Origin of the sequence: Sediminimonas qiaohouensis DSM 21189 (genome assembly GCF_000423645.1) — a bacterium.
Classification (GTDB): domain Bacteria; phylum Pseudomonadota; class Alphaproteobacteria; order Rhodobacterales; family Rhodobacteraceae; genus Sediminimonas; species Sediminimonas qiaohouensis.
Genome location: NZ_AUIJ01000005.1, coordinates 109,052 through 133,425 on the forward strand (window position 1 = coordinate 109,052; position 24,374 = coordinate 133,425).

Below are 24,374 nucleotides of genomic sequence, written 5' to 3' on the forward strand. Positions count from 1 at the left end.
CCTGCGGGGCGCAGTCTCACCTCAATCCAATTTGTCCGCAAGCCAATTGCGCAGAATAAAATGTGCAATTGCACCCTTTCGCGCCGGGGCCAGAACCGGATGGCGGCCGGCAAAGGCCTCCATCATCTGCTCGCGCGTGACCCACATCGCGTCGTCCAACTCGACCGGGTCGATGCGCAGGTCGGTCTGCCGCGCCTCGCCCCGGCATCCGAACATCAGGGACGATGGGAACGGCCACGGCTGGCTGGCCAGGTACTCGACCCGGCCCACCTCCACGCCCGCCTCTTCCATCACCTCGCGGCGCACCGCCGCCTCGATGGTCTCGCCCGGCTCGACGAACCCGGCCAGCAGCGAATACATACCCTCGGGCCAGCCATGCGAGCGCCCCACCAGGACCGAGTTGCCATGCGTGATCAACATGATGACAACCGGATCGGTGCGCGGGAAATGGTGCGCCCCGCACGATGGGCACACCCGCTGCCAGCCGCCCTGATCCGGCACGCTTTGGGCGGCGCAGATGGCGCAATACCGGTGCGTCCGGTGCCACCCGAACAGCGCGCGCGCCGTCGCGGCCAGTTCCGCGTCGCGCGGCTGCAAGTGCGACATTACGCTGCGCAGCTCGGTAAATACCTGCTCCGGCGGCAGGCCGGGATGCGATTGCCGCGTGGTGTCGCGAAATCCGTCTCCCGGCACCTCCTGCCCCGTGGGCGGCTGCCAGCTTGAGATATCCTGCGCGAATACCGGCGCGTCCCCCTCCAGGCCCAACAGCACAGGCGCGCCCTCTGCCTCGGCCAGAACCGGGTGATCCATCGGCAGGCGTACCAGCCCCTGGTCGGGGCCGCCCCCGCGCATGAGCGGCTTGCCCCGCCACAGCAGGATCGCACGCGCCGCCCGGTCGCGCGCGGCCCGCGCCAATGCATCCGCGTCGCCGCGCAATTCCGCCGCACGGTTCAGGGCCGATCCACCGAATGTCACCGTTTCCGCCAAGCGCATTGCACCGCCTCCTGTGCCGCTTGCCGCGGCGCTCAAGTTTTTTTCTCCGTATGACACAAATCATTGTGGCACCAGCCAAAGGCCGCTACCACCTGTATTAACGCCCCGGCGCAGAAATTCCGGTTCCAGTGCTCGTCTGTTCCCTTCCCGCCACTTGGAAACCCGCCAAACGTGTCCGCACCAGCGTCATCCGATATGCTCCAATCCGACGATACCCTCCACCTGCGCCTGTTGCAGACCACCGACCTGCACATGCGCCTGCTGTCCTATGACTACTTCGCCGACAGACCCGCGCCGCAGGGGGGCCTGGCGCGGCTGGCCCCGCTGATCACCGAGGCCCGCGCCGAGGCCGCGAATTGCCTCCTGCTCGACAATGGCGACTTTTTGCAAGGCACCCCGATGGGCGATTTGTTCGCCGATCCCGACGTGATCGACAGCACCGGCATCCACCCCATGATCGCGGCCATGAACGCGCTTGGCTTTGATGCCGCGACCCTTGGCAATCACGAGTTCAACTACGGCCTGCCCACCCTTGACCGGGCGCTGCGCGATGCGGCGTTTCCCGTGGTTGCGGGCAATATCACCCGCCCCGGCGGCCCGTCCCTGCCGCCGTGGATGATCCTGCCGCTTACCGCGACAGACACCACCGGCCGGCCCCATACCCTGCGCATCGGCCTGATCGGGCTGGCCCCGCCGCAGATAACGGCGTGGGACCGCGCGATGCTGAACGGCGCGATCCGCATGCAGGGCATTTGCGACGCCGCTCGCGCCCACATCCCCACCATGCGCGCGCAGGGCGCCGACCTGATCATCGCGCTGGCCCATACCGGCATCGGCGACGCGCGGGACCGGCCCGATCTGGAAAACGCCGCCGTGCCCCTCGCCGCGATCGACGGGATCGACGCGATCCTGTGCGGCCACCAACACCAAACGTTCCCCGGCCCCCGGTTCCAGGGGCTCGACCATGTCGATACCCGGACAAGCACGATCCACGGCAAACCGGCGATGATGCCGGGGTTCTGGGGCTCGCACCTTGGGGTGATGGACCTGACCTTGCGGCGCGGCGCGGACGGCGCATGGCGCATCGGCGATCACACCGTCGCCCTGCGCACCGCCCCCGATGCGGCGCACGGCACCGTGCCCGACGACCCCACCGTGCAGCGCGCAGTTTCCGCCGCGCACAGCGCCACCCTGACACATATCCGGCAGCCCGTCGGCCACACCACCGCACCGCTCCATAGCTACTTCACCCTGATCGCCGATGATGCCGCCGTGCAACTGGTCGCCGAGGCACAGCGCGCCCGCACTGCCGAGCTGTTGCAAGGCAGGCCGCATGCCGATCTGCCTCTCCTCTCCGCCGCCGCCCCCTTCAAGGTCGGCGGTCAGGCCGGCCCCGATTTCTATAGCGACGTGCCCGCCGGCCCCCTGTCGCGCCGCAACCTGGCCGATCTTTACCTCTTTCCCAACACCTTGCAGGCGGTCGAGGTAACCGGCGCGCAGCTGCATGATTGGCTGGAACGCGCCGCCGGCCTTTATTGCCAGATCACGCCGGGCCGCCCGGATCAGACCCTGCGCAACCCCGATTTCCCCGCCTACAACTTCGACGTGATCTGCGGCCTGCGCTACCGGATCGACCTGTCGCAGCCGCCGCGCTTTGCCATTGACGGAACCCTGCCCGATCCCGCCGTTCACCGGGTCACCGACATCACGCACGACGGCCGCGCGATCCGCCCCGACGACCGCTTCGTCGTCGCCACCAACAGCTACCGCATCGGCAGCAGCCTGATGGCGCCCCTCGGCCAGTTGCCCGTCGCCCTGGACACGCGCGAGAGGATCCGCGACGTGCTTTTGCGCCACATCGCCCGCACCGGCACGATCACGCCGCCGCGCCGCCCGGTTTGGCGTTTTGCCGCGATGCCGCCCGGCACATCGGCGCTATTCGACACCGGCCCCGGCGCCGCCGCCTACCTCGATGGGCCGCACCTGCCCCCGCTGGAACGCCTCGGCCCCACGCCGCAGGGGTTCATGCGCCTGCGCCTGCACTTGTAAGCCTTGCGGCCCTTGCGAATCCGTCACTAGGCGCCTATGTAGTCCGGTGAGAGGTTGGCGCGGGCAAGCGCCTCGCCAACCCGGTCAGGTCCGGAAGGAAGCAGCCGTAACGAGCCCCGCTTGGGTCGTTGTCCAGCCTCTCACCTTTTCCCCCAAACACATGCGCTATCACCCCCCGTTCACGGTGGACGCGCCGAGGCACCCCGCCTATTGTAGCACCAACAGCGCAAGGCACAGGTCACATGAGCGAACAGGACAGCACCGCCTATCAGGTACTGGCCCGGAAATACCGGCCCGAAACCTTTGCCGACCTGGTCGGTCAGGACGCCATGGTGCGCACGCTCAAGAACTCGTTCAAGGCCGACCGCATCGCGCAGGCCTTCATCATGACGGGGATTCGCGGCACCGGCAAAACCACCACCGCCCGGATCATCGCCAAGGGCATGAACTGCATCGGCCCCGATGGCACCGGCGGCCCCACCACCAGCCCCTGCGGCCAGTGCGAGCATTGCACCGCCATCATGGAAGGGCGCCACGTCGACGTGATGGAAATGGACGCCGCCAGTCACACGGGCGTGCAAAACATCCGCGACGCGATCATCGAAACCGTCAGCTACCGCGCCGCCAGTGCCCGCTACAAGATCTTCATCATCGACGAGGTGCACATGCTCTCGACCAGCGCGTTCAACGCGCTGCTCAAGACGCTGGAAGAGCCGCCAGAGCATGTGAAATTCATCTTCGCCACCACCGAGATCCGCAAGGTGCCGGTGACCGTCCTGTCGCGCTGCCAGCGGTTCGATCTGCGTCGGATCGAACCCGAGGAAATGATCGCCATGCTGCGCCGTATCTCGGATTCCGAGGGCGCCCAGATCACCGATGACGCGCTGGCGCTGATCACCCGCGCCGCCGAAGGCTCGGCGCGCGATGCCACTTCGCTTCTGGATCAGGCGATCAGCCACGGCGCCGGCGAAACCGGCGCCGATCAGGTGCGCGCCATGCTCGGGCTTGCCGACCGGGGCCGGGTGCTGGACCTGTTCAACATGATCATGAAAGGCGACGCCGCCGGCGCGTTGTCAGAGCTGGGCGCGCAATATGCCGAAGGCGCCGATCCGATGGCGGTGCTGCGCGACCTGGCCGAGATCACCCACTGGATCAGCGTGGTCAAGATCACCCCCGAAGCCGCCGAAGACCCAACCGTTGGCCCCGATGAGCGCGCCCGCGGCCGCGACATGGCCGAGGCGCTGCCGATGCGCGTGCTCACGCGCATGTGGCAAATGCTGCTCAAGGCCCTGGACGAGGTCGCACAGGCCCCCAATTCGATGATGTCCGCCGAAATGGCCGTGATCCGCCTGACCCACGTGGCCGATCTGCCCGGCCCCGAGGAACTTCTGCGCAAGCTGCAAGACACGCCGCCCCCCACCCCGCCCGCACAGGGCGGCGGCGCCCCCGGCAACGGCCCGGCGCAGGGCACACCGTCCGCCCCCCACGCGCAGGCCAGCCACGGCAGCACCCCCGCCCCAACCGGGCAGGGCGGCGGTGGCGGCGCACAGACGGCATTGGCCCCCAACACCGAAGAGGCCCTCGCCCACTACGCCCGCTTCGATCAGGTGGTCGACCTCATCCGCGCACAGCGCGATATGAAACTGCTGGTCGAGGTCGAAACCGGCGTACGCCTCGCCGCCTACCGCCCCGGCCGGATCGAATTCGAACCGGCGGAAAACGCCCCCGCAGACCTGGCACAACGCCTCGGCGCCAGCCTCCAACGTTGGACCGGCACCCGTTGGGCCGTGACCCTCGTCAACGAGGGCGGCGCCCCCACCATCGCCGAAACCCGCGAGGCCGCCCAGGACAGCCTGCGCGCCGAAGCCGCCGCACACCCGATGGTGCAAGCGGTCCTACACACCTTCCCCGGAGCAAAGATAACAGAGATCCGCAGCCATCAGGACCTCGCCGCCGAAGCGCAGGCCGAGGCCCTGCCCGAGGTCGAGGATGAATGGGACCCGTTCGAGGAAGACGACTGACCCCCGCGCGCGGCTACCCGTTCCCACACACCCGGCCAGCGCAGCCACCGCACAACCAAGGAGATCACGACATGTTCAAAGGACTCGGCCAGATGGGCGATATGGGCAAGATGATGAAAGCCGCCCAGGAAATGCAGGAAAAGATGGCCCAACTGCAGGAAGAAATGAAACAGATGACGGTAACCGGCGAATCCGGCACCGGCTTGGTCAGCGCCACCTGCACCGTCAAAGGCGAGCTGAAATCGCTGGATATCGACCCCTCGATCTTTTCCGCCGACGACAAGGAAGTGGTTGAGGACCTGATCCTCGCCGCGATCAAGGACGCTCAGCAAAAAGCCCAAGACAAGGCCCAGGAGGAAATGGGAAAACTGACCGAAGGCATGGGCCTGCCCAAGGACATGAACCTGCCGTTCTGATCTTCATCTTGCCCTAAATACTCCGGGGGTGTGGGGGCAGCGCCCCCACCTGACCCCGGTCAACACAGGTCCGCGCATGAGCTCAAACCGCGACATCGACGCCCTGATCGACATGATGGCCAAGCTGCCCGGCCTCGGGCCGCGCTCGGCCCGGCGTGCGGTGCTGCACCTGATCCGCAAGCGTGAATTGCGGATGACCCCGCTGGCGGACCTGATGCACACCGTCGCCGCCACCGCTCGCGAATGCGGCAATTGCGGCAATATCGGCACCGAAGACATCTGCGATATCTGCACCTCGGAAAAGCGCGCTAACGGCATGATCTGCGTGGTCGAGGATGTCGCCGACCTGTGGGCGATGGAGCGATCCGGCGTGTTCAAAGGGCGCTATCACGTGCTGGGCGGCACGCTCTCCGCCCTCGATCATGTCGGCCCGGACGAGCTACGAATTCCCCACCTGCTGAACCGCATTGATGCCGAGGATGTCACCGAGGTGATCCTGGCCCTCAACGCCACCGTCGATGGCCAGACCACCGCGCATTACATCGCCGATCAGCTTGACGGCCGCGTGCGCCTGACTTCGCTGGCGCAAGGCGTGCCCATCGGCGGAGAGCTGGATTACCTCGACGACGGCACCATCACCGCCGCCCTGAACGCCCGCAAGACGCTCTGAGGGGCAGCGGCCCGGCGCGCCCCGGCGATCAGGGCTGCTCGTCTTCCTCGTCGTCGTCCTTGTCCGCACCCGACGGCAGGTTGAACAGGCTGTCGGCGTCGTACTCGGGCGATTCCGTGTCGCCCTCTTCGGTGTCCTCGCCCTCGTCCTCTTTCAGGCTAAAGGTCTCCAGACCCTCGATGGCGGTCGGCATGCGCGGCGTGTCTTCCATGCTTAGCGACGTTTCCGTCGTCACCAGCTTGCGGCGCTCGTCGTCGTTCATCACCTCGCCGGAGGCGGCCCGCTTGGCCGCCGCCTTCTGCACCGCCTCGTCCAACTCGGACTGCTTGCACAGGCCCAATGCGACCGGATCGATCGGCTGAATATTGGCGATGTTCCAGTGCGTCCGCTCGCGGATCGACTTGATCGTCGGCTTGGTGGTGCCCACCAGGCGGCTGATCTGCGCATCCGTCAGTTCGGGGTGGAACTTGACCAGCCAATAGATCGACGCCGGCCGGTCCTGCCGCTTCGACAGCGGCGTATAGCGCGGACCGCGGCGCGTGGCCTCGCCCTCGGCCGCCGGGTTGTGCTTCAGCTTCAGCTTGACCAGCGGGTCGGCCTCGGCTTCCTTGATGTTCTCTGCAGACAACTGGTTGTTCGCGATCGGGTCAAACCCCTTGACCCCGGCGGCCACGTCGCCATCGGCAATCCCCTGGATTTCCAGCTCGTGCATGCCGGTGAAATCGGCAATCTGCTTGAACGTCAGCGTGGTGTTGTCCACCAGCCAGACGGCGGTCGCCCTTGCCATGATCGGTTTGGCCATTTCATCTCTCCTTGACCCAAATCTCTCCCGATGCCTTGAGCAGGCTGCCCCGCGTGGGGGCCGGTTACCGTTGTCGGGAAACTGGGCGCTATATACGCATTCTTGTCGCATAAGAAAAGGGCGAATACGCATTTGCCCCCGGAACGCCGGTATTCGACATCCGGCAATAGGGGGCGGTGATGGCCTGTTACTGCCGTTCGAAATAACGTCCCGCGCGAATTAGCGGCCGCAGGCCGCCGCGCATCGCCGGGCCGCCCCCCGGCACGGCGATTTGGCTGGGCTAAGCACAACGCTCCAAGGTTCTTCGGATTCGTCCGGGATAAAGTGCCCCGCACCAGCGAGGGATCGCCGCACCGCGGCCCGGCGATGCGCGGCTTCTCAATTGATCGCCCTATGTCCGCTCAAGGCCATTCGCGCCCCTGGCATCGCCGGACCGCGTGCAAGCAAATCAGATCGCCATGTCTTCTGGCGATTTCCCCTCTTCGATCGCATCCTTGAACCATGCGGGCTGCCGCCCCTTTCCGGTCCAGGTCTGGCTCGGGTCATTGGGATTGCGGTATTTGGGCACCGAGGGCTTGCGCGCCTTGCGTCCGCCCGTCAATTCCGAAAGGGAAAACCCCATTTCGCGCGCCTTTTCATCCAGCGCGGCAAGGGCCTGCTGTTTCTGGCGATCTTCATATGTATTAATGGCTTTGGCCACTTTCTTCTTCAAATCTTTTAGCTCTTCCAGTGACAAGCGATCCAAATCAACAGCGTTCATTTTCGCGTCCTTTGTTTGTGACTACTGCATAACATAAGATCACAAACAGGTTTCGGAAACCCTGGCAATAGAATTTTCATTGCCGCAGTTTCGATAAATTGATCTATGGCGTTTTAAAAAACAACCTACTCGCTTGATTGAATCTAACTGCGCAACCCTAAGCAGCGAAACCATTTCGGCCTTTTCAATTCGCGATCAAACGAAAACGTCCATCCGCTCTTGCGGGGCGACGCCGAAAACCCTGCGATAGCGTTCGATCTCATCCGAAGGTCCCATTGCTTTCAATGGGTTGTCTGACAGTTTCACCGTGGGATTCCCATTCGCCGACGCAGCCTTGCACACCAGCGAAAAAGGCGCCAGCGCATCATCGGGCGCCAATCCCCGGAAATCATTCGTCAGGTAAGTTCCCCACCCGAACGAGACCCGCACCCGCCCTGAAAACCGCTTCTGCAATTCCACAATCTTGTCGACATCCAAACCATCGGAAAAAATCACCAGCTTCTGGCGCGGATCTTCTCCACGGGCGCGCCACCATTCGATAGCGGCCTCCGCCCCGGCAACGGGATCACCGCTATCGATCCGCATCCCCGTCCACCCCGCCAGCCAATCGGGCGCGTTTTCCAGAAATTCCCGCGACCCGAATGTATCAGGCAGGATAATTCTAAGATTGCCGTCGTGCTCTTCATGCCAATCGGCCATGACCTTGTAAGGCGCGGCGCGCAATTCTTCGTCCGTTTCCGCCAGCGCCGCATAGACCATCGGCAATTCATGGGCATTCGTTCCGATCGCCTCGATATCGCGTTTCATCGCGATATGGCAATTCGAGGTGCCGACGAATTTCTCGCCCAGCCCCTCGATCAGTGCCTGCACGCAACGATCCTGCCACAGGTAGCTGTGCCGCCGCCGTGTCCCGAAATCAGCCAGCCGCAGCCCCTCCACGCGTTGCAGAACCTCCACCTTTTCCCAAAGCTTGGTCAGCGCCCGCGCATAAAGAACCTGCAATTCAAAGCGCCCCATATCATTGAGAACGGCGCGACCCCGCAGCTCCATCAACACCGCCAGCGCCGGAATTTCCCATAGCATCACCTCGGGCCACGCCCCCTCGAACGTCAACTCATATTGATCGCCGACCCGCTCAAGGTGGTAGGGCGGCAGGCGCACCCCCTCCAGCCATTCCATGAAATCGGGGCGGAACATCTGCCGCTTGCCATAGAACGTGTTGCCCCGCAGATAGGTCGACTCCCCCCGCGTCAGCGACAGCGACCGGATATGATCAAGCTGCTCGCGCAGCTCCCCCTCGTCGATCAGCCGCGCCAAGGGCACATGATCGGCCCGGTTGATCAGGCTGAACGTCACCTTCGTGTCCGGCATATTGCGAAAGACGGACTGACACATCAAAAGCTTGTAAAAATCCGTGTCGATCAAAGACCGCACCACCGGATCGATCTTCCAACGGTGGTTCCAGACGCGCGTGGCGATATCGACCATGTCCATCCCTCTCCTCATCCCCCGCGCACCCCGGCGCGGCCTTCACATCCAAGGCGTAGGCGGGGGGTGTTGCCGCGTCAATGCCGCCCCTTGCGCAAAGGGCCCCGCCTGGCGTAAATCGCGTCCATGCACATTATCGCCGCGCTATATCATTTCACCCAGTTTCCCGACCCCGCCGCCCTGCGCCCGCCCCTGCGCGAGCTGTGCGAGGACTGCGGCGTGACCGGCACGCTTCTGTTGGCGCAGGAGGGGATCAACGGCACCGTCGCCGGATCGCGCGCCGGTATCGACGCGGTGCTGGCCCATATCCGCGCACTTCCCGGCTGCGCCGATCTGGAGTGGAAGGAAAGCACCGCCTCAAAGCCGCCCTTCGCCCGGATGAAGGTGCGCCTCAAGCGCGAGATCGTCACCATGGGCCAGCCCGACGTCGATCCGCGCGCCAAGGCCGGACGCTACGTCGCGCCGCAGGACTGGAACGATCTGATCCGTAGTCCCGATGTCGCCGTGATCGACACCCGCAACGATTACGAGGTCGCCATCGGCACGTTCGAGGGCGCCGTAGACCCCGAAACCAGCAGTTTCCGCGACTTCCCCCAGTGGTGGGAGGAAAACAAGGACCGCTTTCACAACAAGCGGATCGCGATGTTCTGCACCGGCGGCATCCGGTGCGAGAAATCGACTAACTTCCTACTCGGGCAAGGCGTGGAAGAGGTCTATCACCTCAAGGGCGGCATCTTGAAATACCTCGAAGAAGTGCCTGCCGATGACAGCACCTGGCAGGGGGAATGCTTTGTCTTCGACCGGCGCGTTTCGGTCGGGCACGGCCTTGTCGAAGGCCCGCACGAGCTGTGCCACGCCTGCCGCCGCCCGATCCTGCCCGAAGACAGGCACCGCCCCGAATACGAGCACGGCGTGTCCTGCCATCAGTGCATCGACGAGACCTCCGCAGACGACAAGGCGCGCTTTCGCGAGCGCCAGCATCAGATCGACCTGGCCCGCGCCCGCGGCGAAACGCATCTGGGCGGCGTGATCGGCGTCTGAAGGCCCCGGCGCACGCCCGCGTTAACATTTCCTAAACCCTTGGCGCATAGGCGTTAACCCTGTCTTGTTCGAGGGGCCGGGATGGTTTCGCACGCCTACACAGTCGCATTCGAAGGCGTCAGCGCCCGCACCGTCGAAGTGCAATGCGCCGTCACCCCCGGCCTGCCTGCCTTTTCCATCGTCGGCCTGCCCGACAAGGCCGTAAGCGAGGCACGCGAGCGTGTGCGCGCCGCCCTCAATTCCCTGGCCATCGCCCTTCCGTCCAAGCGGATCACGATCAACCTGTCGCCCGCCGACCTGCCCAAGGAAGGTAGCCATTTCGACCTGCCGATCGCGCTGGCCCTGCTGGCCGCGCTTGAGATCATCCCGCAGGACGCGGCGGCCGGCACCACCGCCCTGGGCGAGCTGTCGCTGGACGGCGACCTTGTCGCAGTCACCGGCGCGTTGCCCGCCGCGATGGCCGCCGCACGCGAGGATCGGATCCTGCTTTGCCCCCATGCTTCGGGGGCCGAGGCCGCCTGGGTCGGCGCGACGCAAGTGATTGCACCGCGCGGCTTGGCCGGGGTGGTGCGGCACTTCACCGGGCAATCCCCGATCCCCCCGGCCGAGCCGGGCGAGGTGCTGCAAACCACCGGCAGCCGCTGCCTGCGCGACGTCAAGGGACAGGAACGCGCGAAACGCGCGCTGGAAATCGCAGCGGCGGGGCGGCACCACCTGTTGATGGTCGGCAGCCCCGGATCGGGCAAATCGATGCAGGCCGCGCGCATGCCCGGCATCCTGCCCGACCTGACCGCCGCCGAGGCGCTGGATACCTCGATGATCCACTCGCTTGCCGGCCTTTTGGACGAGGGCGGCATTTCCCGTACCCGCCCCTTTCGCGAGCCGCATCATACCGCATCAATGGCGGCCATCGTCGGCGGCGGGCGCGGCGCCAAACCCGGCGAAATCAGCCTCGCGCATAACGGCGTGCTGTTTCTCGACGAATTCCCCGAGTTTTCCGGTATTATGGAGCAAACTCACCAAATATGATGTATTGAACATCGCTAACGATGATGTTATGCATTCGACATGCAGAACACACCGAAATACGACCGCCCCAACACCGTCGCTGGCCTTGTCGAAAAGCACAAGGAACTGAGCGACCTGCGCGACCGATACAAAGCGGAGATCAAGAAGTTGACGGTGGACATAGATCACCTGGACGCCGCGATCCGCCTGTTCGATCCAGCCGCCGATACCTACGCCATAAAGGAATATGTGACCAAGCACCGGGCGCAGAAGGGTAGCGTGAAGCGGTTCGTGCTGAACGCCTTCCGCGAGGCTGACGGCCCGCTCACTTCGCGCCAGATCACCGAAATGTGGGCTGAGGATCGCGGACTGGTGGCCGACGACGCCACGTTGTCTCTGATAAGGAAGCGGATCGGGGCCTGCATCAAGTCTTGCGTTGGGCAGGGCCTGATTGAAGAGGTCGGAGTGACCACGGATCACGGCGAATATGGGCCGTACAAGCTGTGGGCATTAAAAGAGGGCGGCCAGTGAGCCGCCCTCCGATACCCTCATGCCGCCTTATTGAAGGCGTCTTTGAATGATTGGCTGTCAACAAGGAGGCGGGTCCATGCCGCACCCCTACAATCGATCACCAGCAGCAAATCCTCTGTGCCGAGAATGGATTGCAAATGATCACGAATGCCCACAGCAGTATTGGAGGATTCAAGCCACCATACTGTCTCTAACACCCGCGCGTACCTTACCCCCAGCCGGGAAATGGCCTCGTCCATCTGTTTGTGAGACGGATACGGCCCGTTGAGGTCGTAGGTTACAATGAAGTTCGCCATATCAACCTCCCACCTGATTAGGGAAGTCAGGAGGGAGATTTTCCGCTGGCGGCACTTCTGGGAACAAACGCCCCTTCATCACGTCCGCGATACGGCCCTGGTTGATTTTGTAATGCGCTGCGATCAGGGCGTAGTTGTACCCCTTTTTTCTCGCCAGCTTGATTACCGGAACCATTTCCGGCGTAAGTTTCTGGTCTTGCACGTGATTAACTCCGTCACGCTAAGACCCACGAGTTATTGACAGAATCCGCCATTTGCCCTATATTTAGGGTGTTCGCGACGACTGCTCGCAGGTCGTTTTCGATGGTCCAGAGCTGTAACTCTGGATCGCTAAGTGCGCCCCCACCTTTCGATGAGGGCGCTATGGTAATGGTTCAGGCTATTATCATGTACCACCCCCCGGCCAGGCTTTAAGGCCATGTGCTTCGGGATCAGGGTTTACGGAATCGGCCTCTGACGTGTTGCTGTCAGGCTTGTCGTCAGAGGCCGAAATTTCTTTCAGAATCCATCCTTTCCGGCCATTTGCCTGGATGTCCGGTGATTTCGACAGGGTGGAACTGACAACATTCTGAGGAACGGCCCCACGAACTTCGATTCCCCTGTCTTTAAGCATGTTCATGATTTCCCGCGTCGGTGTCGGATCGGTTCTTCCTGCCAAATAATCACGAACTGCTGTCAGTATTTCGTTGCTAGCGCCGGTTGAAGGCGACCGCCTTTCGCATCCGGTGCCACCAAAAAATTTCTGGCTAGCTACCACACGTTCACGATGGCCAACGGATGCACCCGCGTATAATTTCCTTAACCGACGCAGTTCGGAAAGTTTCACGTATGCTGGATGCTGCGATAGCTGCCGCTCCAACTCCGCGATTTCCGTGTCCAGTGCCGCAACGAAATTTGACATGGCGATTCGCCCCAATCCAACCTGTTTCTGCGAACGTGTCACGTTTTACGGACGATTTCAATGAAATCTCCGTAAGTGTATGTTCTTGTCGTGTTCGCGATTGAATGGTGGAGGCGATTACGCGCTGCGCTGCCAATATCCACACCAGCGGTCCGACTGATGTGCAGTCATGGCCGCAGCCACAGTCATGGCGAACTGTGTGCCGTTGGCGACACGGCGAGTATCCTCACGCCACGCCATTTCCGCAGCATAGGCATCAAGGTATTTCCCGGCGATGTGATGGTGAATGCCGATCATGGCTTGCCTCGTCAGCATGAACGGTCGTGCCACGCTGGACGTTGGCGGCGACCAGAGCTACGCCCTCGGCCTCGTTCTGGCCGACATGCGTGATCGTTGATCCGTCACGCTGGCGAACGGCAATGACAACCTGACGCTTGCCGGACTGGTGAGCCTTGCGGCGACGGTCCTTACGATCCTGAATCTCGTTCGCAGGCTTCACGTATCCACCGAAATACGCGCCATCAACTTCCACGTCGCCGGACAGCGCGCCGTGATCCCGCGCGACACTTATCGCTTCGCGGACCTTGTGTAGCAGGACAAAGGCGGTCTTGTAGTCGATGGAGAGATCACGGGACAGCTGGAGGGCGCTGTAGCCCTTCGCACCGTTTATGAAGACCGCGATAGCCGCGAGAATGTCGCGCACCGCCAGCTTGCGGCTGTGGAAGATGGTGCCGCTGGTGACGCTGAACTGCTTGGCACAGGCTTTGCACTTCCAGACCGGGCGGGTTTTGATGTTGTAGTGCTCTACGCCACCGCATTCAGGGCAAACCGGATCGCCGTCAGTATCGGCCCAACGGATCGCCTGGAACGCCTTGCGCGCCTGATCGTCAGACATGCGCATGATCTTGACCAGCGAGAGGGTCTTGGCGGCGGGGGAGAGAAGGAAGTGCTGTGCCATATCATATCCGATGATGTTCTACACCATATGTAAGTGTAGAAATCACCGGATACAAGGGCTATATCATTAAATGTGATGTTTTTATAAGGAGGCGCAGCCATGCCGAAAGATCTAGCGGTCGTTGAGGATTACGAGACCAAGGCCAAGAACATCCTGAAGGCCGAGCTAAAGCGCAGAGGCGTTACCTACGGCCAGCTAGCGGATCGCTTGACTGCTCTCGGGACGCCCGAGACGGAGCGCAACATAGCAAACAAGATAAGCCGTGGTAGCTTCACCGCTGCGTTCTTCATGATGTGCATGGATGCGATAGGGGCACACAGCGTCAACCTTGAGACATAACTCCGGCTGATGTAGAAACGAAAAACCCCCGGCCGGAGCCGAGGGCGTGCTAGCGGCGTACCGCGTCGCGTTGATGTGCAATATATAGCGAATCAGTCCGCGAGAAGCAAGCTTTTGGATGAAAAAAATCGAGCCGGTTTATATATTGACGGCTTTAATCTCTACCATGCCATAGACGATCTAGGGGAAGGCTTTCTTAAGTGGGCTGACTACTGGAAGCTTGGCGAAATAATCATTCCAAGCCGATCAGAACGGCTTGTTACAGTGTGTTACTGCACAGCGTACTATCCTGATGCACGAAAGAAATGGCGACATCAGCAGTTCGTTGGCGCTTTAGAGTGTAAAGGTGTGGACGTGGTACGGGGACACTACGTGCGTGAGGACATGGAGTGTCGGGCTTGCGATACTACTTGGAAAAAACCCACTGAGAAGGCTGGAGACATCAATGTCGCAATCCACCTACTCAGAGACGCCTTCGCGGACGATATTGACCACGCCTATTTGATCTCTCAGGATTCGGATCAGTCCGCTACCGCTAGAATGTTTGCACAGCAGTTTCCGGAGAAAAAGCTTACAACGGTTGCTCCGCCAGGCCGAAACTTCTCCGTTCACATCGAAAATTACGCTCACGGCAGGGTCAAATTGACGAGGGACCATATTGAGCGCTGTGTAATGCCAGAAATAGTGTTTAAGCCCGGCGTCGCAAATGTGCGCCGCCCTAGAGAGTATGCGCCACCTGATGGCTGGGTTCATCCAGATAGACGCAATAGGTGACGTTCATCATCACATCTGGTGAGTTTGCTCCATAATACCGGAGTTTTCGCGCACCGTTCTGGAAACCTTGCGCCAACCGATCGAAACGGGCGAGGTGATGATCGCCCGCGCCAATGCGCATGTGAAATACCCATGCCGGTTCATGCTGGTGGCGGCCGCCAACCCCTGCAAATGCGGCTACCTCAGCGATCCGTCGCGCGCCTGCTCGCGCGCACCGGCCTGCGGCGAGGATTACATGGGCCGGATCAGCGGCCCGCTGATGGATCGGTTCGACCTGCGCGTCGACGTGCCGCCCGTCGCCTTTACCGACCTTGACCTGCCCGCGTCGGGCGACACCTCGACGCAGGTCGCCGCCCGCGTGGCCAAGGCCCGCGCACGCCAGCACGACAGGTTCGCAGACCACCCCGACGCCCACCTGAACGCAGATGCCGAGGGCAGCACCCTCACCGAAATCGCCACCCCCGATGCCGAAGGGCGCGCACTGCTATCTCGCGTGGCTGATCGGTTCGGCTTGTCGGCGCGCGGCTATCACCGGGTGTTGCGGGTCGCGCGCACCATCGCCGATCTGGACGGGGATTACGGTGTGTCGCACGCCCATATCGCCGAAGCGGTCAGCTACCGCGTCGCGGGCGCGAACGACGTCTGAATGAACGACGCCACAGCGCGCAACGCCGCGCGCGCCTCGGGTAGCCAGCCATCGAACACCTGCCAGACATGCGGCGCGTCCTCCCAAGTCTGGACCGTCACATCGCCGCCCTGCGCGCGTAACAGCGCTGCTATGCGCAGCGTATCATCGCGCAGGATCTCTGACTCGGACACTTGCAACAGCACCGGTGGCGGTCTGTCGAACACGGCAAACAGCGGCGAGGCACGCGGATCGTCCCGCGGCGCGTCGCCAAGGTAGAGACCCGCCAACTCGTCCAGCCGTTCGGCAGGCAGATAAGCGTCGCGCGCCGCGTTCTGCGTCATCGACGCGCCGGACCCGGTCAGATCGGTCCAGGGAGACATGGCAAACGCCCCTGCCGGGCGCAGGCCCTGCGCACAGCACCACGCCAACAGCGCCAGTGCCAGGCCGCCACCCGCGCTATCCCCGCCCAGCACGATGTCGCCGGGGCGGTACCCGGCCTTTAGCAGGTATCGAAACGCCGCCTTCGCGTCCTTGAACGCGGCCGGAAACCGCGCCCCGGGCGCAAGGCGATATGCGGGCGCGCGCACCTCGACCCCCGATATCTTGGCCAGCCTCGCCAGCATCGGCGCATGCGTGGCCGGACTGCCCGCGATATAGCCGCCCCCATGAAAGTAAAGGATCACGCGCCGCGCCGCCGGCCTGCCCACCGAAATGCGGGTCATGGGCGGTGCACCGCCCGCTGCCGCACGGGGCAGGATCAGCGCATAACCGGGCTGCCGGAACACCAGCCGCGCGATCAGCCGCAAATGCCCGCGCGCCTTCGTCGGGGGGCTGGTGCTGCTCAGACGCGGCTTGACCACCGCGCGCAGCACTGCCGAAAACCACCGTATCCCAAGGCTGCCCGCCACGCGTTCAGCCCCCGCGCCGCGCCTCGATCGCCTCCCAGATCCGGCCCGCGACGTTGACGCCGTCGAACCGCTCCAACTCCTGAATGCCGGTGGGCGAGGTGACATTGATCTCGGTCAGATAGTCGCCGATCACATCGATCCCCACGAGTATCTGCCCCTTGTCCCTCAGCAGCGGCCCGATCCGCGCGCAAATCTCCAGGTCGCGCGCGCTCATCTCTATCTTCTCGGGGCGCCCGCCCACATGCATGTTCGACCGCGTCTCGCCGGCCGCCGGCACCCGGTTGATCGCCCCCACCGGCTCACCGTCCACCAGGATCACCCGCTTGTCGCCATTGGACACGTCCGCAAGGAATTTCTGCGCAATCAAGGGCTCGCGCGAGAACCCGGTGAACAACTCGTGCAGCGATGACAGGTTCCTGTCGCTCTCGGTCAGGCGGAACACCCCGGCGCCGCCATTGCCATAAAGCGGCTTGAGGATGATATCGCCATGCGCCTCCTTGAACGCCCGGATCGTGGTCAAATCGCGCGCGATGGTCGTCGGCGGCGTCAGGTCGGGGAAATCCAGAACCATCAGCTTTTCGGGATAGTTCCGCACCCAGAACGGATCGTTCACCACAAGGGTCTCGGGGTGAATACGCTGCAGCAGATGGGTCGTCGTGATGTAGAACATGTCGAACGGCGGATCCTGGCGCAGCCACACGACATCGAACTCGGACAGATCCACCTCGGCCTCGGCGCCAAGGCTGAAATGATCCCCCTCGACCCGCCGCACCGTCAGCGGCCAACCCCGCGCGGTGATCCGCCCTTCCTGAAAGGCCAGCATGTCCGGGGTGTAGTAAAACAACTCGTGGCCCCGCCGCTGCGCCTCTTCGGCAATCCGAAAGGTGGTGTCGGCGTTGATATCTATCGGACCGATCGGATCCATCTGAAATGCGATTTTCATGTCGCGCCCCCTTGCCATGTCGCCCCTTCAATGGCGCAACCCTCGGCAAGAGGCAAATCAGAAATCAACGAAGGCGTTTTCCACGATCCGTATCTCGCCGCGCCCGTTGACCAGGGCCGCATCGAACCGCATGTCGGTCAATTCCCCGTCAGCCTCACGATCGGCATAGACGCTTGCCGCCGTTCTGATGCGCCGCATCTGCGCCGCGCCAAGGCTTCTGGCGGCCGTGTCGAAATCGCGGGCCGCCTTGACCTCGACGAAGATCAGGCGATCACCCGCCCGCATAACAAGGTCGATCTCACCACCCCCGCCGCGCCAGCGCCGCGCCGCAACGCGCATCCCGCTTGATTGGTAGGCCTCCATCACGCGCTCTTCCGCTGCGCATCCCGAAAGGTAGGCGCGCCGGCCTCTTTCCCTGCGCCGCGCAATCGGCGCCGCTACTGCGGTGCCCGGATCGAAATGAACCGACATGTTTCAACCTCCTTCAGACGCGGCAGGCGTTGCCCGCAGCTCTTGCATTGCCAAATCGCCCGCGCCGATCACTCCCCGCGCCCGATCTTTAGCGCGGCCTTGTAAACCGTACGGCGCGGCAGGCCTGTCTGCCCGGTCACCGCATCCACCGCATCACGCAATGAGTGTGACTCAAGTGCCGCCTCAAGCAAGTGGTTTAAATCATCTTCCTTAATGATTGGCGAATGCCCGCGATCCACCAGCACGACGATCTCGCCTTTCACCGTGGTCTCATTGAAATGCGCGGCCAGCTCCGACAGGGTTCCGGGGATCACCTCTTCGAATCTCTTGGTCAATTCGCGGCACACAGAAGCCTTTCGCCCCTCCCCAAGAACCGCGGCCGCGTCGCGCAGCATCGCCGCCAGCCGCTTGGGCGATTCGTAGAACACCAGCGTCGCAGGCACCTCGGACAGCTCGGCAAGGGCGGATTTCCGCTGCCCCGTGGCATTGGGCAGAAAGCCGGCAAACAGGAACCGATCGGTCGGCAATGCCCCCACGGTCAGCGCTGCGATCACCGCCGATGGCCCCGGCGCCGTGGTCACCCGGTGCCCCGCCTCGCGTGCGTCGCGCGCCAGCGCGTAGCCCGGATCGGCCACCAGGGGCGAGCCCGCCTCGGAGGCATAGACAACCGATTTACCCGCCTCCAGTTCAGCCAACAGGCGCGGCCGCACCCGCGCGCCATTATGATCATGATACGCCAGCAGCGGCCGGTCCCCCAGCGCCACGCCGTGGATATCCATCAGCCGCCGCATCGCGCGGGTATCCTCGGCGGCGATCACGTCGGCACTTGCCAGCAGGTCCAGCGCCCTGAGCGTGATGTCCCGCGCCGCGCCGATCGGCACCGCCACCAGGTACAGACCGGCCTCCGGTTTGTCATCTCTCAGATTCAACACTGGACCCGCCTCGCATGGTGTTTATTATCGCTCCCGAAACCGGCGGCACCCAAGACCGTCTTACCCGAGGGAGCCCGAATACCCCATGTTTGCCGTTTTGTCTTTTGCCCGCAAGCCGATTGCCCGCATCATCGTGATCCTTTCGGCGCTTTGGCTGACCGCCTGTCAGCCGGTCGGCCTGTCGCCGGGCGCCGGGCCCCGCATCGACACCAGCGCCCCGGTTCCCGTGGCGCTCCTGGTGCCGCGGGGGTCGGGCAATAGCGGCGATGCGGTGCTGGCGCAGTCGTTGGAAAACGCCGCGCGACTGGCCATACAGGACTTGCAGGGCGTCCAGATCGATCTGCGTGTCTACGACACCGCCGCCGCGCCGCAACAGGCGCGCAGCGCCGCGGTTCGGGCCGTGGACGAGGGCGCGCGCATCATCCTTGGCCCGGTCTATGCCGAAACCGCCAACGCCGCCGCGGTCGCGGTGGCCCCGCGCGGGATCAACGTGTTGTCATTCTCCAACAACACCACCATCGCGGGCGGCAACCTGTTCGTACTGGGCCAGACGTTCCAGAACACCGCGAACCGGTTGGCCAGCTACGCCGCCGCGCAAGGCAAGTACAACGTGCTGGCGGTTCACTCCAACGACACCCCCGGCCGACTGGGCCGGCAGGCGATCGCCAGCGCCGTCGCACGCAACGGCATGACGATGGCGGGCTCGGTCTCGTACGAGATGTCGCAAGAGGGGGTCATCGATGCCGTCGCGCGCATCGTCGAGCGGGTGGATGAAACCAACGCCGATACCCTTTTCCTGACCGCCAACACCGCCGGCGCGCTTCCCCTGCTAAGCCAGTTGCTGCCCGAGGCGGGCCTGGCGCCGGGGCCGGACCTACAGTATATCGGCCTGACGCGGTGGGATATTCCGGCACAAACGCTTGAACTGCCCGGCGTGCAGGGTGGCTGGTTCGCACTACCCGCTCCGGCGCTCAGCGCGCGCTTCCGCAGCCGCTATGAGGAGGCATATAGCGGCGCACCGCACCCGATCGGCGGGTTGGCCTATGATGGCGTCGCCGCGATCGGCGCACTGGTCCGCAGCGGTCAACGCGATGCACTGACCGCCGCATCGCTTACCCAAAGCGCCGGGTTCCAGGGCGTTGACGGCATCCTGCGCCTGCGCCGCGACGGAACCAACGAACGCGGCCTTGCGGTGGCCCGGATCACAGACAAGAAGGTGGACGTGATTGATCCCGCGCCCAGATCGTTCAACCGTGCCGGATTCTGATCAGGCACTGCAGCCCGGTACCGGCGCTGATCGGATGACACCGCCGCCACCCGATGACCTGATCTGCGCTCCCGAGGCCATTTTTGACGCCACCGCCGTGGCCCGCGCCCTGGACGAGGTGGCGCGCAGCGCCGAGGGCGCCAACGCCATCCACGCCGCAGCGGTGCCGATCCTGACCGAGGCGATGACGGGCGGCCGGCAGGCCATCGCAGCCGCCTTCGCACGGCGGCCCTTCGCCTCGCGCCCGGCAACGCGCGCCTATTCGTGGCTGACCGATTGCATCGTCACCAGCGTTCTGGCCCTGGTCACACATGCCCACGGCACCGATGACGATGGCATCGCCCTGATCGCGGTCGGCGGCTACGGGCGGGGCGAAATGGCGCCGCATTCGGATGTCGATCTGCTGTTCCTGTCGCCCAAACAACCGACCGGCCAAATCCGGGAAACGATCGAGACCATGCTTTACATCCTGTGGGATCTGAAGCTGAAGGTCGGTCACGCCACCCGGACATTGCGCGAATGCCTGTCGCTCGGGGCCGAGGATTTCACCATTCGCACCGCGCTGCTTGAGCATCGCTTTCTTGCCGGTGACACCGCCCTTGCCGACAAGCTGAACCGCCGCCTGCGCAAGGACCTGTTCAAGGGCAGCGCGCGCGAGTTCATCGAGGCCAAGCTCGAAGAACGCGACGCGCGCCATGAAAAGCAGGGCGGCCAACGCTACGTGGTCGAGCCGAACGTCAAGGAAGGCAAAGGCGGGCTGCGCGATCTGCAATCGCTGTTCTGGATCGCCAAGTACCTGCACGGCGTGCAGGATGCCGCCGAACTGGTGAACCTGGGCGTGTTCACCGCCGACGAGTTTCGCACATTCGCCAGCGCCGAATCCTTTCTCTGGGCGGTGCGCTGTCACCTGCACCTGCTAACGCGGCGGGCGGCTGATCAGCTTACCTTCGATCTGCAAGTCGAGGTGGCCGCGCGGATGGGCTACAAGGACCGTGGCGGGCGCCGCGCGGTCGAGCACTTCATGCAGGACTATTTCCGCCACGCCACCGCCGTTGGCGACCTGACGCGCATATTCCTGACCAAGCTGGAGGCGGATCACCTCAAGGGCGCGCCTCTGCTGGAGCGGATATTCCGGCGCAAGCCCAAAGTGAAACCGGGCTACCGCGTGATCCGCAACCGCCTGGCCATAGAGGACGAAGAGGCATTCCTGTCGGACAAGCTCAACCTGCTGCGCCTGTTCGAAGAGGGCCTGCGCACCGGCATGCTGATCCACCCCGACGCCATGCGCCTGGTGACCGCCAACCTGCACCTTATCGACGACGACATGCGCAGCAACCGCGAGGCGCAGCGCATCTTTCTTGATCTGATGCTCAAGCACGGCAACCCCGAACGCGCGCTTCGGCGCATGAACGAACTGGGCGTGCTGGCCACATTCATTCCCGAGTTTGAACCCATCGTCGCGATGATGCAGTTCAACATGTATCACCACTACACCGTGGACGAGCACACCATCCAATGCATCCGCAACCTCGCCCAGATCGAGCGCGGCGAGCTGGTCGAGGAACTGCCAGTCGCCAGCGGCATCCTGCGCGAGGGCGTAAACCGCAAGGTGATCTACGTCGCGCTGCTGCTGCACGACATCGGCAAGGGCCGGGACGAGGATCACTCCGTGCTCGGCGCGCGTATCGCGCGCAAGGTCGCGCCGCGCCTCGGCCTGACGCGGGCGGAATGCGATACCGTGGAATGGCTTGTGCGCTATCACCTGCTGATGTCCGACATGGCCCAGAAACGTGACCTCAGCGATCCGCGCACCCTGCGCGATTTCGCCAAGGCGGTGAAGAACCGCAAGCGGCTGGACCTGATGACCGTGCTCACCGTCTGCGACATCCGCGGCGTCGGCCCCGGCACCTGGAACAACTGGAAGGCCATGCTGCTGCGGCAATTGCACGCCGAAACCGCGCGCGCACTGGAACACGGGCTTGAGGATCTCAACCGCGAGAACCGCGGCAGCCAGGCGCGCAAGGCCCTGCGCAAGGCGCTGTCGGATTGGCCCGCCGCCGATCTGAAGCGCGAAACCGCACGCCACTACCCGCCCTACTGGCAGGGGTTGGATACCGCCACGCAGGTGGTGTTCGCCAACATGCTGCGCGATTTGCCCGATTCCGAGGTGCGGATCGATCTGCACCCCGACGAGGACCGCGACGCCACCCGCGCCTGTTTCGCGCTGGTCGATCATCCGGGTATCTTTTCGCGGCTGGCGGGCGCGCTTGCGCTGGTGGGGGCCAACGTGGTGGACGCGCGCACCTACACGTCCAAGGATGGCTACGCGACCGCCGTGTTCTGGATACAAGATGCGCAAGGCCACCCATACGACGACGCCGGCCTGCCCCGCCTGCGCAAGATGATCGACAAGACGCTGGCGGGCGAGGTGGTCCCGGCCGAGGCGATCCAGGGGCGCGACAAGATCCGCAAACGCGAGCGCGCCTTTCGGGTGCCCACCTCGATCACCTTCGACAACGAAGGATCCGAGATCTACACCATCATCGAGGTCGATACCCGCGACCGCCCCGGCTTGCTTTACGATCTGACGCGCACGCTGGCCTCGGCCAACGTCTATATCGCCAGCGCCGTCATCGCCACCTATGGCGAGCAGGTCGTGGATTCCTTCTACGTCAAGGACATGTTCGGGCTAAAGTTCCACTCCGCCGCCAAGCAGGCCGCGCTGGAAAAGAAACTCCGCGCCGCAATCACCCAAGGCGCGCAACGCGCACGGGCGTGAAGGGGGCGATGGCCCTGGGCTGGCATTCGATGCTTGGCCCCTGCGCGAAATAGCGGCCGCAGGCCGCCGCGCATCGCCGGGCCGCCCCCCGGCACGGCGATTTGTCCAAGCAGAGCGCAACGCACAAAGGTCATTCGGGTTTTGCTGGCATAAAGTGCCCCGCACCAGCGTGGGATCGCCGCACCGCAGCCCAACGCTGCGCGGCTCCTCAACCGGGCGCCGCAATGCCCCCTCCATGGCTTATCAATTCATCACCCGGCCGCCTCGTATCAGGCGACGCCCCTAACGGTTGGCGCCCGGCAACGGGCCGTTCGCGGTCCAGTCCCAGGTGCCGCTGTCGCGCTCGTCCACTGCCTGTTTCCATCCAACCGCCTCGGCGCGTTCCTTGAAATGGATGCCCTCGGGCGAATGGCGCGTGATCCCGTCAAACACCGTAGCCAGGCGCTGCGTGGTCTGCATGGTCTGCTCCATCGCCTGGTTGATCACCATCTTTTGCATCGCCAACTGGTTGATCGGCACGCTTGCCATGCGCTGCGCCATCTCCTCCACGGCATCATCCAGCGCGTCATCGGGCACCGCCTTGAGGACCAGGCCCATATCGGCGGCCTCGCGCCCGGTGATCTTGTCGCCGGTGAACAGCATCCGCTTGGCCCGCTCGGCGCCCAGCCTGTAAACCCACATCGCCGTCGTCGGACAGCCCCAGACCCGCGCCGGCATGTAGCCGATCTGCGCCTCCTCGCCCATGAACGTCAGATCGGCGCAAAGTGCGATATCCGACCCGCCCGCCACGGCAAAACCATGCACCTTGCAGATCACCGGCTTCATCGCGCGCCACAGCGACATGAACGCCTGCGTGTTGCGCCACATGAACTTGTAATCCTTGATCGGGTCCCACGGCATTGGCTGCGTCACCTCGCCGCTGCCGTTGCCCTCGGCGTAATAGGTCAGGTCGTAGCCCGCGCAAAACCCGCGTCCCGCTCCCGATAGAACCATCACGTGAATTCCCGGATCCTCATCGGCACGCTGCACCGCCTGCTCCAGCAGCACCGGCAATTCATCGTCGATGGCGTTCATCACCTCGGGCCGATTCAGCGTGATCCTCGCGATCCGTCCATCGGTTTCATACAGCACTTTCGGCATCGTCTTCCTCCCTGCCTATCCGGGCGCCAGAAAAGCAGATCACGACATCGAAAACACCCCCTCGGCCGCACGACGGCGCGTCATTCCCGCGCACGGCAGACCCATTGTTAACAACCTGCGCGAATCGTAAGTTCAAGGCCCGAAACGTCCGTTTCGGGCGATACGCCAATCATGAACCCACCGTCCCGCAACACAGGACAATCCGCGTCAAGGCACGATTTTTATTCGGCGCGTCGCGGGGCTTTCTTAAGATTGCCAT

22 protein-coding genes, 1 other RNA gene and 3 pseudogenes are annotated in these 24,374 nt (G+C 63.7%); 13 read left to right on the forward strand and 13 right to left on the reverse strand.

The genetic code is table 11. The annotated features are described in order from the left end of the window. Positions 1 to 21: 21 nt before the first annotated feature. A complete protein-coding gene (gene nudC / locus G568_RS0106540) occupies positions 22 to 993 on the reverse strand; it encodes an NAD(+) diphosphatase (protein ID WP_026757274.1) in 972 nt (323 codons plus the stop codon). 195 nt (positions 994 to 1,188) lie between these two features. On the opposite strand from nudC, the gene G568_RS18420 reads away from it, so the two are divergent. From G568_RS18420 to recR, 5 genes are all read left to right on the forward strand, one after another. Further along, positions 1,189 to 3,042, forward strand: a complete 1,854-nt coding sequence (locus G568_RS18420) for a bifunctional 2',3'-cyclic-nucleotide 2'-phosphodiesterase/3'-nucleotidase (RefSeq protein ID WP_037373791.1) — start codon at positions 1,189 to 1,191, stop codon at positions 3,040 to 3,042. 47 nt (positions 3,043 to 3,089) lie between these two features. Then, an RNA gene (gene ffs, locus G568_RS19900) (signal recognition particle sRNA small type) lies at positions 3,090 to 3,188 on the forward strand. Between the two features lie 96 nt (positions 3,189 to 3,284). Further along, positions 3,285 to 5,063 (forward strand): DNA polymerase III subunit gamma/tau, encoded by a 1,779-nt coding sequence (locus G568_RS0106550; RefSeq protein ID WP_026757275.1) that lies wholly within the window; start codon positions 3,285 to 3,287, stop codon positions 5,061 to 5,063. A gap of 71 nt (positions 5,064 to 5,134) precedes the next feature. Further along, on the forward strand, positions 5,135 to 5,479 hold the full coding sequence (locus G568_RS0106555) for a YbaB/EbfC family nucleoid-associated protein (protein ID WP_026757276.1): 345 nt from the start codon (positions 5,135 to 5,137) through the stop codon (positions 5,477 to 5,479). Between the two features lie 76 nt (positions 5,480 to 5,555). Further along, complete coding sequence (gene recR, locus G568_RS0106560) at positions 5,556 to 6,149, forward strand: recombination mediator RecR (protein ID WP_026757277.1); 594 nt, start codon at positions 5,556 to 5,558, stop codon at positions 6,147 to 6,149. Positions 6,150 to 6,177: 28 nt separating this feature from the next. Here recR and G568_RS0106565 read toward each other — a convergent pair whose 3' ends face one another. From G568_RS0106565 to pncB, 3 genes are all read right to left on the reverse strand, one after another. Next, positions 6,178 to 6,951 (reverse strand): DUF1013 domain-containing protein, encoded by a 774-nt coding sequence (locus G568_RS0106565; protein ID WP_026757278.1) that lies wholly within the window; start codon positions 6,949 to 6,951, stop codon positions 6,178 to 6,180. Between the two features lie 448 nt (positions 6,952 to 7,399). Then, positions 7,400 to 7,711, reverse strand: a complete 312-nt coding sequence (locus G568_RS0106570; protein WP_026757279.1) for an H-NS histone family protein — start codon at positions 7,709 to 7,711, stop codon at positions 7,400 to 7,402. A gap of 195 nt (positions 7,712 to 7,906) precedes the next feature. Continuing rightward, entirely contained in the window at positions 7,907 to 9,199 is a 1,293-nt protein-coding gene (gene pncB / locus G568_RS0106575) for a nicotinate phosphoribosyltransferase (RefSeq protein WP_026757280.1), read from the reverse strand. A gap of 126 nt (positions 9,200 to 9,325) precedes the next feature. On the opposite strand from pncB, the gene trhO reads away from it, so the two are divergent. The 3 genes and pseudogenes from trhO (at position 9,326) to G568_RS0106590 (ending at position 11,779) form a co-directional block, all read left to right on the forward strand. Then, the gene (trhO, locus tag G568_RS0106580; protein WP_026757281.1) at positions 9,326 to 10,240 is read left to right on the forward strand and encodes an oxygen-dependent tRNA uridine(34) hydroxylase TrhO; all 915 of its coding nucleotides are present in this window, start codon (positions 9,326 to 9,328) and stop codon (positions 10,238 to 10,240) included. Between the two features lie 81 nt (positions 10,241 to 10,321). Next, a pseudogene (locus G568_RS18425) lies at positions 10,322 to 11,257 on the forward strand (YifB family Mg chelatase-like AAA ATPase); the annotation flags it as partial. A 51-nt stretch (positions 11,258 to 11,308) separates the two neighbouring features. Next, entirely contained in the window at positions 11,309 to 11,779 is a 471-nt protein-coding gene (locus tag G568_RS0106590; RefSeq protein ID WP_026757282.1) for a hypothetical protein, read from the forward strand. Positions 11,780 to 11,796: 17 nt separating this feature from the next. Here the strand turns inward: G568_RS0106590 and G568_RS18430 are convergent, their stop codons facing one another. From G568_RS18430 to G568_RS18435, 4 genes and pseudogenes are all read right to left on the reverse strand, one after another. Then, positions 11,797 to 12,075: a hypothetical protein gene (locus G568_RS18430; RefSeq protein ID WP_037373792.1), complete on the reverse strand. Its 279-nt coding sequence runs from the start codon at positions 12,073 to 12,075 to the stop codon at positions 11,797 to 11,799. Between the two features lies 1 nt (position 12,076). Beyond that, on the reverse strand, positions 12,077 to 12,277 hold the full coding sequence (locus G568_RS0106600; protein WP_026757283.1) for a hypothetical protein: 201 nt from the start codon (positions 12,275 to 12,277) through the stop codon (positions 12,077 to 12,079). A gap of 183 nt (positions 12,278 to 12,460) precedes the next feature. Then, complete coding sequence (locus tag G568_RS20225) at positions 12,461 to 13,018, reverse strand: hypothetical protein (protein ID WP_169576945.1); 558 nt, start codon at positions 13,016 to 13,018, stop codon at positions 12,461 to 12,463. A 75-nt stretch (positions 13,019 to 13,093) separates the two neighbouring features. Beyond that, a pseudogene (locus G568_RS18435) lies at positions 13,094 to 13,934 on the reverse strand (IS1595 family transposase). Positions 13,935 to 14,033: 99 nt separating this feature from the next. Here G568_RS18435 and G568_RS0106610 point away from each other — a divergent pair. From G568_RS0106610 to G568_RS18440, 3 genes and pseudogenes are all read left to right on the forward strand, one after another. Then, positions 14,034 to 14,273 (forward strand): DUF6471 domain-containing protein, encoded by a 240-nt coding sequence (locus G568_RS0106610; RefSeq protein WP_026757284.1) that lies wholly within the window; start codon positions 14,034 to 14,036, stop codon positions 14,271 to 14,273. Between the two features lie 75 nt (positions 14,274 to 14,348). Beyond that, positions 14,349 to 15,047 carry an NYN domain-containing protein gene (locus G568_RS19905; RefSeq protein WP_245582893.1) on the forward strand — a complete coding sequence of 233 codons (699 nt, stop codon included), beginning with the start codon at positions 14,349 to 14,351 and terminating at the stop codon, positions 15,045 to 15,047. Positions 15,048 to 15,084: 37 nt separating this feature from the next. Further along, positions 15,085 to 15,693: pseudogene (locus G568_RS18440) on the forward strand (ATP-binding protein); the annotation flags it as partial. Here the strand turns inward: G568_RS18440 and G568_RS0106620 are convergent. From G568_RS0106620 to rsmI, 4 genes are all read right to left on the reverse strand, one after another. Further along, the gene (locus tag G568_RS0106620; protein ID WP_245582894.1) at positions 15,663 to 16,583 is read right to left on the reverse strand and encodes an alpha/beta hydrolase fold domain-containing protein; all 921 of its coding nucleotides are present in this window, start codon (positions 16,581 to 16,583) and stop codon (positions 15,663 to 15,665) included. The pseudogene G568_RS18440 and the gene G568_RS0106620 sit on opposite strands and share 31 nt — an antisense overlap. A 4-nt stretch (positions 16,584 to 16,587) precedes the next feature. Beyond that, positions 16,588 to 17,526 (reverse strand): glutathione synthase, encoded by a 939-nt coding sequence (gshB, locus tag G568_RS0106625; protein ID WP_026757286.1) that lies wholly within the window; start codon positions 17,524 to 17,526, stop codon positions 16,588 to 16,590. A 57-nt stretch (positions 17,527 to 17,583) separates the two neighbouring features. Further along, positions 17,584 to 17,997 carry a YraN family protein gene (locus G568_RS0106630; protein ID WP_037373793.1) on the reverse strand — a complete coding sequence of 138 codons (414 nt, stop codon included), beginning with the start codon at positions 17,995 to 17,997 and terminating at the stop codon, positions 17,584 to 17,586. 68 nt (positions 17,998 to 18,065) lie between these two features. Further along, a complete protein-coding gene (rsmI, locus tag G568_RS0106635) occupies positions 18,066 to 18,929 on the reverse strand; it encodes a 16S rRNA (cytidine(1402)-2'-O)-methyltransferase (RefSeq protein WP_026757288.1) in 864 nt (287 codons plus the stop codon). Positions 18,930 to 19,014: 85 nt separating this feature from the next. On the opposite strand from rsmI, the gene G568_RS0106640 reads away from it, so the two are divergent. Next, entirely contained in the window at positions 19,015 to 20,196 is a 1,182-nt protein-coding gene (locus tag G568_RS0106640; RefSeq protein WP_026757289.1) for a penicillin-binding protein activator, read from the forward strand. A 34-nt stretch (positions 20,197 to 20,230) separates the two neighbouring features. After that, a complete protein-coding gene (locus G568_RS0106645) occupies positions 20,231 to 22,975 on the forward strand; it encodes a [protein-PII] uridylyltransferase (RefSeq protein WP_026757290.1) in 2,745 nt (914 codons plus the stop codon). Positions 22,976 to 23,257: 282 nt separating this feature from the next. On the opposite strand, the gene G568_RS0106650 is transcribed toward G568_RS0106645, so the two are convergent. Continuing rightward, positions 23,258 to 24,115 (reverse strand): crotonase/enoyl-CoA hydratase family protein, encoded by an 858-nt coding sequence (locus tag G568_RS0106650; protein ID WP_026757291.1) that lies wholly within the window; start codon positions 24,113 to 24,115, stop codon positions 23,258 to 23,260. Between the last annotated feature and the right edge of the window lie 259 nt (positions 24,116 to 24,374).